This is a genomic window from Ruegeria sp. BG5 (assembly GCF_056538425.1).
Genome location: NZ_JBQFTC010000001.1, coordinates 858478 through 876318, shown reverse-complemented (window position 1 = coordinate 876318; position 17841 = coordinate 858478). Strand labels below are relative to the sequence as shown.

The following is a 17841-nucleotide window of genomic DNA, read 5'->3' as shown; positions in this document are numbered from 1 at the left end:
GCGCCCTCGTGCGCTTTGGATGAGGATCACCATGACTGAATTGCCATCGGCCAAAGAGTTTGCGGAGATCGGCAGAGGCTATGATCAAAGCCCGTCCCGCTCGCTGTCATTGCGCAAGGAAGCCTATGTCGAGCAGGTTTGGCACAATGCCGACCTGGAAGCGATCATTGCGAAGACGTGGCAATGGGTGTGCCATGTCGAAAAGGTCCGGGAACCGGGCGCGTATACGACCGTCGAGGTCGCGGGCAAGCCCATCGCCGTCGTGCGCGACAAGGACGGCGTGCTGCGCGCGTTTTACAACGTCTGCAAACACCGCGCGCATGAGCTGCTTTCAGGCGATGGCAACACCACGCGCATCATGTGCCCATATCACGCCTGGGTCTACAAGCTGGACGGCAATCTGGTGCGCGCACCGCATACCGAGCAGTTGCAGGACTTCAACCCAAAGGACATCTGTCTGGATCAGGTTCAGGTCGAAGAGTTCTGCGGTTTTGTCTATGTGAATCTGGACCCGGCAGCGCAGTCTCTGGCCGAAACAACCGGCGATCTGGCGACCGAGATCAAACACTGGGCCCCGGATATCGAGGATCTGACCTTCGCGCACCGTCTGACCTATGACATCAAGTCGAACTGGAAGAACGTGGTCGATAATTTCCTTGAATGCTATCACTGCCCGACCGCGCATAAGGATTTTTGCGATTTGGTGGACATGGACACCTACAAGGTGACCACCCATGGCATTTATTCCAGTCATATGGCGGATGCGGGGAACACGGCCAACAGTGCCTATGATGTCTCGAACGCGACGGTTAGAACCCACGCGGTTTGGTGGCTGTGGCCCAACACCTGCATCATGCGCTATCCGGGGCGGTCGTCGATGATCATCCTGAACGTCATCCCCGCCGGACCGGATCGCACGCTGGAAACCTATGACTTTTTCCTCGAAGAGACGACGCCGAACGAGGCGGAACTCGACACCATCCGCTATCTGGATGAGGTTCTGCAGGTCGAGGATATCAACCTTGTCGAAAGCGTTCAGCGCGGGATGAATACGCCCGCTTTCACACAGGGCCGTATCGTGGATGACGCCAATGGCTCAGGCCAATCGGAACATGCCGTGCATCATTTCCACGGTCTGGTTCTGGATGCGTACAAAACGGCGGCACGATGACAGGTATTCCGTTCTCAACCCGACCGGGCGCTAAACCGATGCGATACGAACCGCCCCCAACCCCCGCCTGAGACAAAGGATCAGCGGCTTATAGGGGAGGGGCATCGTGCCAAATCAGCCAAACATCGTGATCATCATGGCAGACCAGCTGGCACCGCATTACTGTGGTGCCTACGGCCACAAGGTTGCCAAAACTCCACACATGGATGCGCTTGCGGCACGGGGCATGCGGTTTGATGCGGCCTATTGCAACTCGCCGCTTTGCGCGCCTTCGCGCTTTGCCTTCATGTCGGGGCAGTTGATCAGCCGGATCGCCGCCTATGACAACGCATCCGAGTTCAAAGCGACAGTGCCGACCTTTGCGCATTACCTGAAATCGCTGGGCTATCGCACCTGTCTGTCGGGCAAGATGCACTTTGTCGGACCGGACCAGAAACACGGGTTCGAGGATCGCGTGACCACCGATATCTACCCCTCGGATTTCGCATGGACGCCCGATTGGGAAGCGCCGGATGAGCGGATCGACAAGTGGTATCACAACATGCAGACGGTCAAGGAAAGCGGCGTTGCCTTCGCAACCTTTCAGACCGACTATGATGATGAGGTTGGCTTTGCCGCCCGCCGCTGGCTGATCGACCGGGGCCGGGATCGCGCCGCAGGCGATGATGCCCCCTTTGCCATGGTGGCCAGTTTCATCCATCCGCATGACCCTTACGTCGCCAAGCCCGAATTCTGGGATCTCTATTCCGACGATCAGATCGACATGCCGGACTTCGTTTTATCGCCCGAGGAACAGGACCCGTTCTCGCGTCGGGTCATGGACGGGATCGAGGCCAGCTATGTCCCGCTGACCGAGGAAGAAATCCGCCGCGCCCGCCGCGCCTATCTGGCCAATGTCAGCTATTTCGACAGCAAGATCGGCGAGATGGTCAAAACGCTGGAGGACATGGGTGAGCTCGACAACACGATCATCATCGTGACCGCAGATCACGGCGATATGCTGGGCGAACGCGGGCTGTGGTACAAGATGAACTTCTTTGAACCCTCGGCGCGGGTGCCGTTGATCATGGCAGGCCCCGGCGTGGCACAGGGGGTTGCGGCCAATGCCAGCTCGCTGGTCGATCTGCTACCCACATTGGTCGAGATCGCCGGTGGAGATGACACCATGTTTGGCGAACCGGTCGATGGCCGCAGCCTGATGCCTTTGGCGCGGGGCGAGGCCGATCCGGTGGACGAGGCCATTGGCGAATACTGCGCCGAGATGACGCCCTCTCCGGTCTTCATGATCCGACGGGGGCCTTTGAAATACATTCATTGCGACCCCGATCCGCCGCAGCTGTATGATCTGGCGAAAGACCCGTTGGAAAAGACCAACCTTGCGGCCGACCCGGCCTATCAGGCGCAGGCTCAGGCCTTCGCCGCCGAGGTTGCCGCGCGATGGGATAGCGCGCAATTGCGGGCTGACGTGATCGCGACGCAAAAGTCCCGCCGCGCGCTGCATGCCGCGATGGAGGCCGGGGCGGGCGAGCATTGGGATTACAACCCGCCCTCGGATGCCAGCCAGCAATATGTACGCAATCACATGGATTGGACGGTGGCCGCAGACCGCTACCGCTTTCCTCCGCTAAAAAAGGGCAAGATGGATGAAACTTGACAGCAAGGTCGCGCTTGTCACAGGCGGGCGCGGCGGCATCGGGCGCGCCATTGTCGCGCGGTTCCTGCGCGAAGGGGCCACGGTCTATGCCGCTGATCTGACGGCGCAGGGATCGCTGGACGCCCATGACGATGACGGCAGCCGGTTCGTGCCAATGAACGTGGCCGATGAAGATGCCGTAAAGGCCGCAATGGCGCAGGTTCAGGCCGAATGCGGAAAGCTGGACATTCTGGTCAACGCTGCCGGGATCGAGATCGAAAAGACCATCGAAGACACCACGCTGGAAGAGTGGAACCAATCCTTCGCGGTCAATTGCACCGGCACGTTCCTGACCTCAAAACACGCTCTGCCGTTGCTGCGGGCGGCGGCCAGATCCGGGACCAGCGCCTCGATCATCAATTTCGGCTCCTATGACGGGTTCATCGCCGATCCCGGCCTCGCCGCCTATTGCGCCACCAAGGGCGCGGTGCACGCCCTGACCCGCGCCATGGCCTGCGATCACGGCCCCGAAGGCATCCGCGTAAACGCGATCTGCCCCGGCTATATCGACACGCCGATGTTGCAGAGTTTCTTCACCGGTGACGGCTCGGGCGGGGGCGGCAAGACCATCGATCAGTTGCAACAGGCGGTGCGCGATGTGCACCCGATGCGCACCTATGGCACCCCCGAAGACATCGCCAATCTGGTGAACTGGCTGGCCAGTGATGAGGCACGCTATGCCTCGGGGCAGCTATGGGTTTTGGATGGCGGTCTGTCCGCGCAAGTGCAGCAGATGAGGTTCTAATCCATGGCAAAGCAGAAATCCGTCATCATCACCTGCGCCCCGACCGGTGGCATCCACACGCCCACCATGTCGGAACACCTGCCGATCACCCCGACCCAGATTGCAACGGCCAGTATCGAAGCGGCTGAGGCGGGCGCATCGATCATCCACCTGCATGCGCGCGACCCCGACACCGGCAAGCCCGACCCGAACCCCGATCTGTTCATGGAGTTTCTGCCCCGCATCAAACAGGCCACCGACGCGGTGATGAACGTCTCGACCGGCGGCGGCCTGGGCATGACGCGCGAGGAACGTCTGCGCGCCGCCACCCGCGCCTCGCCCGAGATGGCCAGCATGAATATCGGGTCGATGAATTTCGGCATCTTCCCGATGAAAGACAAATACTCGAACTGGAAACACGCGTGGGAGCCCGAGTTTCTGTACATGACCCGCGATTTCATCTTTCGCAACACCTTCGCGGATATCGAATACTGCCTGAAAGAGCTGGGGCAGGGCCACGGCACACGGTTCGAGTTCGAATGCTACGATCTGGGCCACCTCTACAATCTGGCCTGGATCCGGGATCAGGGCTGGATCGACGGGCCGATCTTTGTGCAGATGGTGTTTGGCATTCTGGGCGGCGTCGGTGCTGATCTGGACAACCTGATGCATATGCACACCATCGCCAACAAGCTGTTCGGGGATGATTATGAATGGTCGGTTCTGGCCGCCGGTCGGCACCAGATACCCTTTACCACGCAAAGCGCTTTGCTGGGCGGGAATGTACGCGTGGGGATGGAGGACAGCCTTTATATCGGCCCCGGCGAAAAGGCAGTGTCCAGCGCGCAGCAGGTCAACAAAATCCGCAGCATCATAGAAAATCTCGGCCTTTCGGTCGCTACCCCGGCCGAGGCGCGTTCGCGACTGGGCCTGAAGGGCGGCGATCAGGTGGCGTTCTGAGGAGAGGTTACAATGCAGACAAAAATGCTGATCAACGGCGAACTGGTCGAAGGGCAGGGCGCTGCGATCCCAGTTCTGAACCCGGCAACCGGCGAAGAGATTTGTGCCATCAACGCCGCCACGCCCGAGCAGGCCGATGCAGCCGCCGCAGCCGCGCATGAGGCGTTCGACACTTACGGTCAGACCAGCCCGGCGGAACGTTCGGAATTGCTGACCAATATCGCGACTGTGCTACAGGATCACGCCGAAGAACTGGCCGAGTTGGAAAGTCTTGACGCGGGCAAACCATGGCCCTCGGCCTTAGACGATGAAATGCCGTTGACCTTGGACACGTTCAAGTTCTTCGCCGGTGCCGCGCGCACCATGGCCGGGGTGACGGCGGGCGAATATGTGGCAGGCCATACCAGCATGATCCGCAAGGACCCGGTAGGTCCGGTCGCAGCAATCGCACCATGGAACTATCCGCTGATGATGGCCTCGTGGAAACTGGCCGCGCCTTTGGCGGCGGGGTGTCCTGTGACCCTGAAACCCTCGCAATTGACACCGCTTTCGACCCTGCGCGCGGCGCAGTTGATCGCCGATGTTGCGCCCAAAGGCGTGGTGAACGTACTGCACGGGTCAGGGCGCGAAATCGGCGACCGGATGATCAATGATCCACGGACCGAGGCGATCTCGATCACCGGCTCAACCGCAACCGGGTATGAGGCGATGAAAGCCGCGTCGCGCAAGATCCGCCATGTGCATCTGGAACTGGGCGGCAAAGCCCCAGTCATCGTGTTCGAGGATGCCGATATCGACGCGGTGGCCGAGACGGTGCGCTATGGTTCGTTCTTCAACGCCGGGCAGGATTGCGCACAGCCCTGCCGGTTGCTGGTCGCGGATGAGGTCTATGACAAAGTAGTCGCCGCCGTCGCCGATCAGGTCGCGCAGATAAAGGTCGGTGCGCAAAAGGCCGAAGGGACCGAGATGGGTCCGATCATCTCAACCGCACAGCGCGACACAGTCGCCGGGTTCGTGGACCGTGCCCGCGACACGTGCGAAGTTGTGACGGGCGGCAACATGATCGACGGTCCGGGTTTTTTCTACGAACCAACCGTTCTGGCCAACGTCCCGCATGATGCCGAGGTGTTCTGCACCGAAATCTTCGGCCCCGTCGTGACCATCTCACGGTTCAGTACCGAAGAAGAGGCCCTGAGGGTCGCCAATACCGGTCCGTTTGGGCTGGCCTCGTCAGTCTGGACCAACAATACGGGCCGCGCGATACGGATGAGCGCCAAGCTGCGCTATGGGTTCACTTGGGTAAACACCCACGGCGTGGCGACGCCCGAGATGCCGTGGGCCGCGATGAAATCCTCGGGCACCGGTTGCGATATGAGTGTCTTTGCGCTGGATGCGTATACCGCCGTCAGACATGTGATGATCGCCCATGGATAAGCAAACCGCACTTGTGACAGGCGGAAGCCGGGGCATCGGGCGCGCCATTGTCGATCAACTGGTCTCGGATGGGTTCAACGTCGTGACCTGCGGACGCGGCGCACGGCCCGAAGGCCTGCCCGAAGCGGTCATGTGGGTCACTGCGGACGTCTCCAAAACCGCCGATGCCTCGCGGCTGTTCAACGACGCTAAAGCAGCTTTTGGTCCGGTTGCCCTGTTGGTCAACAACGCAGGTGTGCAGGTCGAAAAGACCATAGCCGACAGTGACGATGCCGACTGGGATCTGGTGATGAACGTCAATTGCAAGGGCGTCTTCAACATGTGTCGCGCGGCGCTGCCGGATATGAGCGAGCATGGCGGCAACATCATCAATATCGGCTCGATCTCGGGCATGGTCGCGGACCCGTCCATGGCGCTGTATAACGCGTCCAAAGCATGGGTTCACGGGCTGACCCGATCCATCGCGGTGGATCACGGGCCCAAGGTGCGCTGCAATGCGATCCGGCCCGGATGGATCATGACCGAGATGGCCGAGGATGGGTTCGCGCTGGCGCAAGACCCCGACAAAGCCATGGCTGACGCGCTGGCCCGTCATCCGGTGGGCCGGTTCGGTCAACCGCAGGACGTCGCCAATATGGTGTCATGGCTGGCCTCTGAGAAAGCCGCCTATGTCAGCGGTGAGTGTTTCACGGTGGATGGCGGCATGACGGCTGCCTCACCCCTCAATCCGGGATTGTTCTGATGGAATTTCAACACACTGCCTGTCTGGGCGGCGGCGTCATCGGTGCCAGCTGGGCCGCGCTGTTTCTGGCCTCGGGGCGGTCGGTAGCGCTGTTTGACCCGTCCCCGACGGTCGAGACATCCGTGCGTGAATACATCGAGATGGCCTGGCCCACCCTGACCGAGCTGGGCCGGACCAAAAACGGCAACCCGGATGCGATCCGGTTTCACCCAAGCGCCGCCGCCGCAGTTGAGGGCGCGGACTTCGTGCAGGAGAACGTGCCCGAGCGTATCAACATCAAGCACGCAACCTTTGCCGAGATCGAACCGGTGCTGAACCCGAACGCCATCGTGGCCAGTTCAGCCTCGGGCCTGACGCTGGGCCAGATGCAGGGCGGCTGGGCCAATCCCGCCCGCTTTGTGCTGGGTCACCCGTTCAACCCCCCGCATCTGATCCCGCTGGTCGAGGTGATGGGAAATGACCGAACCGATGCCAGCGCCGTGGACGGGGCCGAGCGGTTCTACGAAGCTGTCGGCAAGGTCACAATCCGGGTGAACAAGGAACGACCGGGCCATGTGGCCAATCGCCTGCAGGCGGCGATCTGGCGCGAAGCGATCAGCCTTGTGATGGATGGGGTCGCCTCGGTCGAGGATGTGGACAAGGCCGTTTGGGCCGGGCCGGGGCTGCGATGGGCGGCGATGGGGCCAACCATGCTGTTCAACCTCGGCGCGGGAGAGGGCGGTCTGCGCGCGTTTTGCGATCATTTCTCGGACACGTTCAATGGCTGGTGGGACGATCTGGGCCAGATCCATCTGGACGAATCCGTCGCCCAACACCTGATCGCGGGCGTCGGCGAGGCCGCGAAGGGCCAAAGCCCGGCGGAGTTGTCCGCCAAGCGGGACGCATTGATCCTTGCGATGCAAAAAGCCACAACGGGATTGCGCGATACAAGCTAAGAAAAAGCGCCGCTCAACACGCGGCGCTTTCTTTACTCTCACATCCCTCCGGACACTCAAGCAGCCGGAGGGATCTGACAAACTGGCTTACTGAAGCAGCGCCGACAGGTTGCCGCGCGCATCGTCGTTCAGCCATTCCGACCATGTGTCCTGATAGTTGGTCAGGAAGTAAACGGCGGCCTCGTCATAAGATGCGCCATTGTCATCCTGCCAGGCCAAAACCGTGCCCATCTGATCGTTCGAGAAAGACATCTTCTTGAGGAACTCAACTACGTCCGGCTCACGCTCCAGCAGGGACGGGGCCACGGCGGTCACAACCTTGGCGGTCGGATAGGCGGACAGCACCGGGTTTGCGCATTCCGGGTCACCGTTGCAGGTGTGTGCATCCTGATCGAAGGGTGCGGTTTCGACCTGAACCATCGGATACTTGCCAAGAACCGAAGTGGGTGCCCAGTAGTAACCGAACCAGGGCTCTTTCGCCGCATAGGCCGCCGCGATTGCGGTGGCCAGCGTTTCGCCGGACCCGTGCTGGAACCGCTCAATCCCGTTCTCGGTCATGTTGAGCGCTTTGAGGTTGTTGTTGTTCACCACATCACAGGCCCAACCCGACGGGCAGTCATGGAACCGGCCACCGACCAGTTCAGGATTGGCCAGAATACCTTCGACCGTTGTCAGTTCGGGGTGCTCTTCGGCCAGATAGGCTGGAATCCACCATGCCTCGACCCCGCCATCAGCCAGAACATTCGCCAGTTCGACAAGTTTGCCGTCGGCGCGCAGCTCTTCATATACCGGTGAAGAGTTGGTCCACAATTCGGTCAGGATGTCAGGCTCGCCGGTTTCCGCAATCGACGCCATCGCAGGCGTGGTCGAGGACGGAACCGCAGCAACCGTGCAGCCATATCCGTTCTCAAGCAGGAACTTGGCCACCGCAGTTACAACCGCGGACGAGGCCCAGTCCATTTCAGTGATCGAAACCTCACCGCAATCGGCCAGTGCCGTGGTTGCGCTGAACCCGGTCGCAAGAGCCGATGCAGCCAGTAGTGTCTTGAGTTTCATTGCTTTCTCCCTGTAGCAAGATTCGTTTTTATCATGCGCCATTATTATCGAGCGCTTCTGGCAATTGAACCGCTAGATTGCATCAATTGCCGTTCTGTCATTTTTCTCAGACAGTCGCCGAATTAACATAATCAGTCATATCGCTGTTCGCTGATCATACCGCCGACCCGGTTGGTTTCCCTTTAGCGGGTCCTGCACGAGGGCGGAGGAATTCAAAATTGACATAAGTGCCCAAGCCAAAAATGCTGACCGACAGGAGGAATCATGATGGTGCACCGAAACCTGTCCGTGGGCTGGAAGCCACTGGAGTCTCAACCCGCAGCAGGAAGGCGGGTGCCCGCATGAACATCGTTTCTGATTTCCCCAATCCCGTCCGCGAAATCTATCACACTGATATCGCCATGTCCGATGGATGCAGATTGGGTGCACGGATCTGGATGCCCGAAAACGCCGAGGCGCCACCGGTCCCTGCGATCTTTGAATTTCAACCCTATCGCAAGAACGACATCATGGCCGAAAGGGACGTGACATTGTACCCGTACCTCGCGGGTCACGGATACGCCGTGGTGCGGGTTGACCTGCGCGGCAGCGGGGATTCCGAGGGCGTGTTGACCGATGAATACACGCCGCAGGAACTTCAGGACGGGTGCGAGGTGATTGCATGGATCGCTGCGCAGACCTGGTGTGACGGCAAGGTCGGCATCACCGGAAAGTCTTGGTCCGGGTTCAACGGGCTGCAAATCGCTGCGTTGCAACCTCCGGCCTTGAAGGCGGTGATGACGCTGTGTTCAACCGATGACCGCTATGCCGACGACATCCACTATTCCGGCGGCTGCGTGCTGGGTGAGCAACTGACCTGGTCCTCGACGATGTTCGGCAAGAACACCATGCCGCCGGACCCGGCAAATGTCGGTGATCGCTGGCGCGACATGTGGCTGGACCGGCTGCGCGGCTCGGGCCTTTGGCTGAAAACATGGATGCAGCATCAAACCCGCGATGACTATTGGAAACATGGCTCGGTGTGCGAGGATTTCTCGCGCATCCGCATTCCGGTCTTTGCAGTCTCGGGCTGGGCCGACGGGTATTATCCGGCGGTCTTTCGGATGATGGAACATCTGCAAGTGCCGCGCAAAGGGCTGATCGGACCATGGGCGCATGTGATGCCAAACGCTGGGAATCCGGGGCCGCAAATCGGGTTCCTGCAAGAGGTTCTGCGCTGGTGGGATCATTGGCTGAAAGGTCGCGACACCGGCATCATGGAAGAACCGATGCTGCGGCTATATATGCAGCACAGCGCGGACCCGGCAGCGGCAATGGAACATCGTGAAGGCCATTGGGTGGCCGAGGAAACCTGGCCATCGCCGTCAATCGGTGCAAGCCATTGGTATTTCGATGAAAATGGGGGGCTTTCAGCGGCCCCGCGCAGCGCGGGCAGGGTGCCTGTCAATTCGCCGGTCATGGTTGGCGGCAATGCCGGTTTCTGGTGCGCCTTTGCCAGCGACGGCGATTTACCCGGCGATCAACGGCGCGACGACGCCGTGTCGGTCTGTTTCGACAGCAATCGCCTGACCGAACCGTTTGAAATCGTCGGCCAACCGGTTCTTCGTCTGGCTTTCACTTCGGACAAACCCGTGGCCCAGATCGCAGCGCGTCTGAATGAGGTGTTGCCGGATGGAACATCCTCTCGTGTGACCTATGCCGTTTTGAACCTGACCCATCGCAATGGTCACGAAAGCCCTGAACCTCTGGTACCGGGGCAGGACTATGAGATCGAAATCCCTTTGCGCGCCATCGCGCATCGGTTCGGGGCAGGCAGCCGCATCAGGATCGCGCTTTCGACACAGTGTTTCCCACTGATCTGGCCCGCGCCGGAAGCCGCGACACTGGAGCTGAAGCTTGAAAACTGCCGCCTGACGCTGCCGGACAGGCAGCCAAACCCAATCGACGAAACGCTGCATGAGTATCCGCCGGCCGAGCAGGCCCCGGCGCTGGAAACCGAAATGCTGGAAGCAACCGAAGGCGGGCGTTGGGTGACCCAAGATGTGGTCAACGGCGTCACAACCGTGGTTTCACAACACGCAACAGGCCGATACCGGATCGTCGACAACAACCTTGAACTGAGCGTGCAGGGCCGGGAATCCTTCAGCGCATCGGACCATAACCCCGAAGGCGCTTTGGGCCAAACGACGTGGGTCTATGAGATGTCGCGCGGCGACTGGTCCATTCGCACGGAAACCGAGGTCAGTATGACGGCCCGCCTGACGGACTGGCAGATCAAGGCAAGCCTGCGCGCCTTTGAAGGTGACGAGCTTGTGCACGAAGACCATTGGGACGAAACCGTGCCCAGACACCTGAACTGACGCAGATGCAGCACATTTGAGATTGATTTGCAAAGACGCATCGCATCGCTGGTGAAACGCTGCTGCTCGGGCTAAGGTTTGCGCACAAATATAACAATAAAACTAGTCCAACACCGGGCGGCGTCCTCGCTGGCCTGACCCGGAACGCAGAGGGGTACAATGGCAACTTACGATTGGCTATTCAGCACGCTTGGCCTTACGGAATGGTGCAATGCCGGGAAGACCGGCGGCGAACAGCTTTCACTCACAGATCTCATGGCGCAGGTCAAAGGCAGCGAAGCCAAGACCCCCTGGTATGAAACGCCGTTCCCGTCTTTGGATGCGCTGCACGATGCCTGCCCGGCCATCGCCCAGACACGGGACATGACATCGGGGGTCGAGAATGGTTTTCTGGCAATCAAGGATGGTCTGAAATTCATTCTCGATCCGCTCACGCAACCGCTCAGCTGGATGCTGGACGGGTCGCTGTGGCTGTTTCTGGCAATCCCGTGGTTCATCCTGATCCCGCTGATCCTGATCGGGACACATCTGGCGGTGCGCAAGGCGTCGGTCACCATACTGGTTGCCGTGACCTTCCTGTTCATGGCCTTCATCGACCACTACACATTCGCCGTCCAGACCTTGTCGATCATCTTTGTCTGCACCTTCCTGTGCGTCCTATTTGGCGTTCCGATCGGAATCCTCATGTCGAAATCGGACAAGACGCAGAAATCGGTCATCCCGATCCTGGATATGCTGCAAACCCTGCCCAGCTTTGTCTATCTGATCCCGCTGATCTTTCTGTTCAGCGTCACGGAATCCAAACTCTACGGTATTGCCATCATCCTTTATGCAATTGTGCCGATCATCCGCCTGACCGATCTGGGTATCCGTCTGGTCAACAAGGACGTGATCGAGGCGGCAGATGCATTTGGCATGACCGCGCGCCAGAAGCTGTTCAAGGTCGAAGTCCCGCTGGCCCTGCCCAACATCATGGCCGGTCTGAACCAGACGATCATGATGAGCCTGGCAATGGTTGTTATCGCCTCGCTGGTCTCGGCCCCCGGTTTGGGTGTTCTGGTCCTGCGCGGCATTCGTAACCTCGAACTTGGGGTTGGTCTGGTATCGGGCTTTTGCATCGTTTTGCTGGCAATCCTGCTGGACCGTGTGTCCAAGGCCGCCCTGTCGCGCGTCGACGAATCCACGCATCACTAAGGAGGCATGATATGACCAAGACCCCGATTGTCTCCATCAAAGGACTGTACAAGATCTTCGGCGCAAACCCGAAATCGGTGATGCCGCAGGTTCTGCAAGGCATGGACAAGGCCGAACTGCTTGAGAAACACCAGCACGTGCTGGGCCTGCGTGACATCAATGTCGACATGCAGGAAGGTGAGATCACCGTGATCATGGGCCTGTCCGGGTCGGGGAAATCGACCCTGATCCGGCACCTGAACCGCCTGATCGAACCCACGGCAGGCAGTATCGATGTGCGCGGCGAAGATGTGCTGAGCTATGGCGAACAGCGCCTGCGCGATCTGCGGCGCAACGTGATGTCGATGGTGTTCCAGAAATTCGCGCTGTTGCCGCATCGCACGGTCGAGGAAAACGCTGCCATGGCCCGCGAAGTGCGCGGCGAAAGCCATGACGAACGTCTGGCAGAGGCCCGAAAGTGGCTGGCCCGCGTCGGTCTGGCCGGGTTCGAAAAGCGCTATCCGCACCAATTGTCGGGCGGTATGCAGCAGCGGGTGGGGATCGCCCGCGCCCTGGCCTCGGACAGCCCGATTATGTTGATGGACGAGGCGTTCTCGGCCCTCGACCCGTTGATCCGGACCGACATGCAGGATCTGTTGCTGGAGCTGCAAAAGGACCTGCACAAGACCATCGTGTTCATCACTCATGATCTGGACGAAGCGCTGAAACTGGCCGATCACCTTGTGATCCTGAAAGACGGCTACGTGGTGCAACAGGGTGAACCGCAGCATATCCTGCTGAACCCGAACGATCCGTATATCGAGGATTTCGTCAGCGACATTAACCGTGCCCGCGTTCTGCGCGTGCGGTCCGTCATGCACCCGATGAATGGCGAGACCGATTTCGCCGGGGTGGTCGATGTGGACGACAACCTTGAGCACCTGATCGGCCTGTCCGGCGGCGACACCTACAAGACCTACAAGGTACAATCCAACGGACAGGATGTGGGCGTTTTGGACATGAAGGATCTGGTGCGGGCACTGGTACCTTCCGCCGCATCCGAAAGCGCATCACGCCGCATTTAGGGGCACAATCCCCGAAATCCGTGGCCGTTTTCCCGGCCACGGATGGTCACTCAGATGGCATGTTTGCCTTGTGGACAGACGTCAGAGCAGACCACGCTCTTCCAGAACCTTGCGCGCGACGCGGAAGCATTCCAGTGACTGCGGCACGCCGCAATAGATGCCGATCACATGAATGATCGCCTGAATCTCTTCCTTGGAGACCCCATTGTTCAGCGCGCCTTTGCAGTGAATTTCCCATTCATGCATCTTCCCAAGCGCGCCGATCATGGACAGGTTCATCATCGAGCGTGTCTTGGCGTCAATCGTGTCATCGCCCCAGCCAAAGCCCCAGCACCAGGCGGTCATCGCCTCTTGAAAGGGGCGCGTGAAATCATCGGCTGCGGCCAGGTTTTTTTCGACATACTCGGCCCCCAGCGTCGCCTTGCGCTGTTCCAGCCCTTTTTCGAACAGATCATTGTCCATTACGTGTCTCCTGTTTCAATCTTCGGAAGGCTTTCATAAAAGCGGCCCTCGCGCACGCGTCTGGCGGTTCCGGCCTCTTCGTCGGGGTCCTTGGCGTCCAGAGCATCCAGTCGCAAACTGTCATGGGCGTAGACCGGGGCGCCAGCGGCTGTCATGCCCCTCAACCGGGCTGCCAAAGCGTGTTTCTTGCGGACCTGATGGGGTTGGAAATCGTCGAACATGCGCGGGGTGATGGTCTGCCCAGACTGCAGATCGCCTGCGGCGCAGGCCGCGCGATACAAATCCTCTCCGGCGGTTGTGCGGGTGATCACGCCGTTGAACCCCTCATCCTCACCCACCGGTGCGCCACCGGGCCAGATATCAGCTGCGGCAATATCGGCAGCTTCGCCCAAGGCATCCGGGCAGAGCTTGCAGCGACTTTGGATGCGCCAGCCGGATTCGTCCGCCCACATATCCAGATATGTCTTTTCAAAAACCTGCCCGTCGCCGGTTTCGATCCGCGTGGCACCGGGGTTTCCGTACCCACGATAGCGAAACAGGGTCACGTCCCGTTCCGACAGGTCATATTCATCCAGAACCGCCTGCGATTTGCCAAGGTCCGACGCCCCGCCACACACCATCACCAGCAGGGCAACCAGATTTCGGCGCAACCGCTCATCTTCCTCTGCCCGCGCCCGCACGGCCCCTGCGTCGCAGGGTTTGGCTATGATGGCAAAGGGCGCGTCCCGGTCCAGCGCAGCGCTCAGACCGGCCAGAGTGTCGCTGGGCCCATATCGTGACCCCGCCCGCGCCACGACCTGCTCTGGCATTTCGCTGATGCACCAACCGGTGCGCATCGGGTCATCCGGCAAGGCGGCGCAATGCAGGATGAATTTGGCCTGCCCGGATCTCAGCAGGTGAACACCAAGCGCCGTCAAAACTCCGCCGGTTGCCGCGCGATAGCGAATGTCCGGGTCCGCGGCCCAGGCTTCCTGCATGCTGTGATAGCCGCCCCAGATCTGATCCGTATGCGCCGAAGGTTCGGCATTCGGGCGCGCAACCGCGCCGGGACAGGCGCGCAGAATTTCGGCATCCGAGCCGGACCCGATTTCCGCAGGGCGCAACCGACCTTCGGCCGTATAGGCCATTTTCCAACGCGTGGGGGCCAAAGCCTCGCACAACCCGCACCCGATACACAGACCGGCATTGACCAAATCTTCCACGGAGTGCGGGTGTCGCATACCTTATGCCCTCAACCGGATCGCGACATTCTTGGTTTGCACGTAGTTCCACAGCGCCTCGCGGCCCTTTTCGCGCCCATATCCGGATTTTCCATAGCCACCAAACGGGGTTTCGACGCCGCCTGCAAACCATTCATTCACAAAGACCTGACCGGCGCGGATTTGCCGGGCCGCCTGCGTGGCGCGGTCAATATCGCGGGTAAAGACGCCCCCGACCAGACCATAAGGGGTACCGTTGGCAATCTCGATCGCCTCGGCGTCGGATTTGAATTTCAGGACCGACAGAACCGGGGCAAAGGCCTCTTCATTGGCGATGGTCATATCGGGTGAAACATCGCACAGGATGGTCGGTTCCAGAAACGCGCCGGGCCGGTTCAGCTTGCGACCACCGATTGCGGCCCTGGCCCCGTCCGACACAGCTTGCGATACCATGCCAAAGGCGCGGTCCCGTTGCGCCTGACTGACCATGGCACCCATGTTGGCACCGAATTCGGCGCGCTCGATCCCTGCACCGACCGACAGCCCCTCGGCCATGTCCACCAGTTTTCCGACAAGCGTGTCATGCACATCCTCATGCACGATCACGCGGCTCATGGCGGAACACACCTGTCCGGCATTGAAGAAGATGCCCCAGCGGACATCATTGGTGAAGGCGTCGATATCGGCGTCGCTATGAACGATAGCCGCCGATTTTCCGCCCAGCTCCAACACACATGGTACAACGTTTTGCGCAGCTGCGGTGGCGATAGCGACGCCTGTCGGAACCGAGCCGGTGAAGACGATCTGGTTGACCTGCGGGTGAGCGGACAGGGCTGCCCCGGCCTCGTGCCCCAAGCCGCACAGGATATTCACCGCGCCTGCGGGCAGACCAACCGCCTCGGCGGCGTGGGCGAACCAGGCGTTGGTCAGCGGGGTCAGTTCAGGTGTCTTGATCACGCAGGTGTTGCCCGTGGCCAGCGCGGCGGACAAAGACCGCGCCGTCATCTCGACCGGGTAATTCCACGGGATAATCTGCGCCGAAACCCCGTAAGGTTCGTAGGTGGTGAAGTCGAAGTAATTCGCCCCCAGCGGGATCGAGCGCCCCTCGACCGTTTCGGCCTGATTGCCATAATATTCGAAATACCGCGCTGCGCCCTCGACCTCGATCCGCGCTTCCCAAAGGGATTTACCCTGTTCCAGCGTCAGAACGGGCGCGATCTCATCGATATGATCCAGCAGATAGCGACCGATGGCCTGAACCATCCGCCCGCGTTCGACCGGGCGCAGCGCGCCAAGCGCGCCTGACAGATGCACCCGGCGCGCGGCCTGAACGGCGCGGTCCACGTCAGCGGCATCGGCCAAAGCGTGTTCGGCCAGTTTCTCACCCGTGGCGGGATCGACAACATCAATGCGGCCCGCGCCGCCATCGACCCATTGCCCGTCGATATAGTTCTGCCAATAGGGTTTCACGTCATGCATATCTCGCGCCTCCGGGTATTCAGGGAACGCGCTTGGCATTCCTAGAACAACTTGTCTTTCGCTATTCTGAGTTTCAGTCGACCGCGTCGCGCATCCATTGCTGCAACTTGGCAATCGAATGCTCGCTCATCACGCCGCCCTCGGGGTCCAGCACCAGTGGGCCAGGCACGTAGCCTTTTGATTTCAAACCACGATAGACGGATTCGACCAGACGAATATCCTCGGCCACAGTAGTTTCCCGGTCCTGCACAGCAAGCCCGCGGATCACATCGCTTTCATGGCCGCCTTCGGTATACCAGCCACGCCAGACCGTGCAGCTATCGACGGTTTCAGCGCGCCAGTGATAGGTGTTCAGCACATTGCCCGGATAACACTGGAACGAGAACATCGGCCACAGAAACCACGACTGGTAATCACCCGCATGCGGCACCGTCATGTCGATGGGGTAGGTCATCTTTTCAAGGGCCTGACACTCGGTCGTGTGGCGCAGAACATAGCCGCCATCTGAATCCGGCTGAATGTCATAGGTCTCGGGCTTCACCACGCCTTCCGCGAAGGTCGGGTGGTTGGTCGGGCAGTGATAGCATTCCGAGTAATTCTCGACCGAAACCTTCCAGTTGCAGCTTTCGGGAATTTCCACCCATTCCAACGGCGCAAGGTCATTGATCTGCGGGACAAATTCGGCGATCTCTTCCCGCACGCCGGGATACCATTCGTCCATCGGCGCGGCGTCCCTGTCGAGATTGACGAAGATGAAACCCAGAAAGATCTCGGTCCGAACCTCGGTCAGGCAAATCTTTTCGCGATCAAACCCGGGCACTTTCTTGATGTTCGGCCCGGCGCGCAGGCCACCGGTCAGCTCATAGGTCCATTGGTGGTAAGGGCACACAACAACGCGCGTGTTCCCGGTGCCGGTCACCATCTCATGGGCGCGATGCTGGCATACGTTATAGAAGGTGCGGATCACCTCATCCCGCCCGCGAATGGCAAACAGGTTCTGCCCGGCGATCTGAAACGCAAAATAGTCGCCGACATTTGGGATATCCGCCGAATGCCCCGCAAATTGCCAGGTCCGCGCCAGAAGGCCGTTCATCTCATTCTCGAAGACGGCGGAATCCGTATAGTAGCTGGCGTCCAGCGAATGGGTGAGCGGCTTATTCATTTGGGTTCCTCATCCTAGAAGCCAGGGTGCTGGGGGTGATCGCAAAAGGTCCGAACAGTCCCAGTGTCAGCACAAAACACAACGACCTTGCGTGCCTTGGGCGACAGCGAATCCGATACCAGCGACAAACCGTTCTCGTCGCGGGCCGATTCACGCATTTGTTCCATTCCGATCCGTTTCTCGATCATTTGTATCATTTATCATTG

General features: G+C 60.0%; 15 protein-coding genes. 10 read left to right on the top strand and 5 right to left on the bottom strand.

Going from position 1 to position 17841, the window contains the following annotated elements:
• The first annotated feature begins 31 nt into the window (after positions 1-31).
• The 7 genes from ACR0KX_RS03995 to ACR0KX_RS03965 all read left to right on the top strand — a co-directional run bounded on the left by ACR0KX_RS03995 (position 32) and on the right by ACR0KX_RS03965 (position 7659).
• Complete coding sequence (locus ACR0KX_RS03995) at positions 32-1171, top strand: ring-hydroxylating oxygenase subunit alpha (protein WP_170622617.1); 1140 nt, start codon at positions 32-34, stop codon at positions 1169-1171.
• 106 nt (positions 1172-1277) lie between these two features.
• Positions 1278-2825 (top strand): choline-sulfatase, encoded by a 1548-nt coding sequence (gene betC / locus ACR0KX_RS03990; RefSeq protein ID WP_480707911.1) that lies wholly within the window; start codon positions 1278-1280, stop codon positions 2823-2825.
• Entirely contained in the window at positions 2815-3609 is a 795-nt protein-coding gene (locus ACR0KX_RS03985; RefSeq protein WP_170622616.1) for an SDR family oxidoreductase, read from the top strand. Before betC ends, ACR0KX_RS03985 begins: the two co-directional genes overlap by 11 nt.
• Before the next feature lie 3 nt (positions 3610-3612).
• Entirely contained in the window at positions 3613-4548 is a 936-nt protein-coding gene (gene kce, locus ACR0KX_RS03980) for a 3,5-dioxohexanoate:acetyl-CoA acetone transferase (protein ID WP_170622615.1), read from the top strand.
• Between the two features lie 12 nt (positions 4549-4560).
• Entirely contained in the window at positions 4561-5982 is a 1422-nt protein-coding gene (locus tag ACR0KX_RS03975; RefSeq protein ID WP_170622614.1) for an aminobutyraldehyde dehydrogenase, read from the top strand.
• Entirely contained in the window at positions 5975-6724 is a 750-nt protein-coding gene (locus ACR0KX_RS03970; protein WP_170622613.1) for an SDR family oxidoreductase, read from the top strand. Before ACR0KX_RS03975 ends, ACR0KX_RS03970 begins: the two co-directional genes overlap by 8 nt.
• Positions 6724-7659 carry a 3-hydroxyacyl-CoA dehydrogenase NAD-binding domain-containing protein gene (locus ACR0KX_RS03965; protein WP_480707909.1) on the top strand — a complete coding sequence of 312 codons (936 nt, stop codon included), beginning with the start codon at positions 6724-6726 and terminating at the stop codon, positions 7657-7659. The genes ACR0KX_RS03970 and ACR0KX_RS03965 overlap by 1 nt, the downstream gene beginning before the upstream one ends.
• 87 nt (positions 7660-7746) lie before the next feature.
• On the opposite strand, the gene ACR0KX_RS03960 is transcribed toward ACR0KX_RS03965, so the two are convergent.
• The gene (locus ACR0KX_RS03960) at positions 7747-8715 is read right to left on the bottom strand and encodes an ABC transporter substrate-binding protein (RefSeq protein WP_170622611.1); all 969 of its coding nucleotides are present in this window, start codon (positions 8713-8715) and stop codon (positions 7747-7749) included.
• 341 nt (positions 8716-9056) lie between these two features.
• Between ACR0KX_RS03960 and ACR0KX_RS03955 the strand changes: the two genes are divergently transcribed.
• The 3 genes from ACR0KX_RS03955 (at position 9057) to ACR0KX_RS03945 (ending at position 13333) form a co-directional block, all read left to right on the top strand.
• A complete protein-coding gene (locus tag ACR0KX_RS03955; protein ID WP_480707907.1) occupies positions 9057-11075 on the top strand; it encodes a CocE/NonD family hydrolase in 2019 nt (672 codons plus the stop codon).
• Between the two features lie 159 nt (positions 11076-11234).
• Positions 11235-12269, top strand: a complete 1035-nt coding sequence (locus ACR0KX_RS03950) for an ABC transporter permease subunit (RefSeq protein WP_170622609.1) — start codon at positions 11235-11237, stop codon at positions 12267-12269.
• Positions 12270-12280: 11 nt separating this feature from the next.
• Positions 12281-13333, top strand: a complete 1053-nt coding sequence (locus ACR0KX_RS03945) for a betaine/proline/choline family ABC transporter ATP-binding protein (RefSeq protein ID WP_170622608.1) — start codon at positions 12281-12283, stop codon at positions 13331-13333.
• 81 nt (positions 13334-13414) lie between these two features.
• On the opposite strand, the gene ACR0KX_RS03940 is transcribed toward ACR0KX_RS03945, so the two are convergent.
• The 4 genes from ACR0KX_RS03940 to ACR0KX_RS03925 all read right to left on the bottom strand — a co-directional run bounded on the left by ACR0KX_RS03940 (position 13415) and on the right by ACR0KX_RS03925 (position 17635).
• The gene (locus ACR0KX_RS03940) at positions 13415-13795 is read right to left on the bottom strand and encodes a carboxymuconolactone decarboxylase family protein (protein WP_170622607.1); all 381 of its coding nucleotides are present in this window, start codon (positions 13793-13795) and stop codon (positions 13415-13417) included.
• Positions 13795-15015, bottom strand: coding sequence for a Coenzyme F420 hydrogenase/dehydrogenase, beta subunit C-terminal domain (locus ACR0KX_RS03935; protein ID WP_170622606.1), 1221 nt, complete (start codon positions 15013-15015; stop codon positions 13795-13797). The genes ACR0KX_RS03940 and ACR0KX_RS03935 overlap by 1 nt, the downstream gene beginning before the upstream one ends.
• A gap of 3 nt (positions 15016-15018) precedes the next feature.
• Positions 15019-16473 carry an aldehyde dehydrogenase family protein gene (locus tag ACR0KX_RS03930; protein WP_170622605.1) on the bottom strand — a complete coding sequence of 485 codons (1455 nt, stop codon included), beginning with the start codon at positions 16471-16473 and terminating at the stop codon, positions 15019-15021.
• A gap of 73 nt (positions 16474-16546) precedes the next feature.
• The gene (locus ACR0KX_RS03925) at positions 16547-17635 is read right to left on the bottom strand and encodes an aromatic ring-hydroxylating oxygenase subunit alpha (protein WP_170622604.1); all 1089 of its coding nucleotides are present in this window, start codon (positions 17633-17635) and stop codon (positions 16547-16549) included.
• Between the last annotated feature and the right edge of the window lie 206 nt (positions 17636-17841).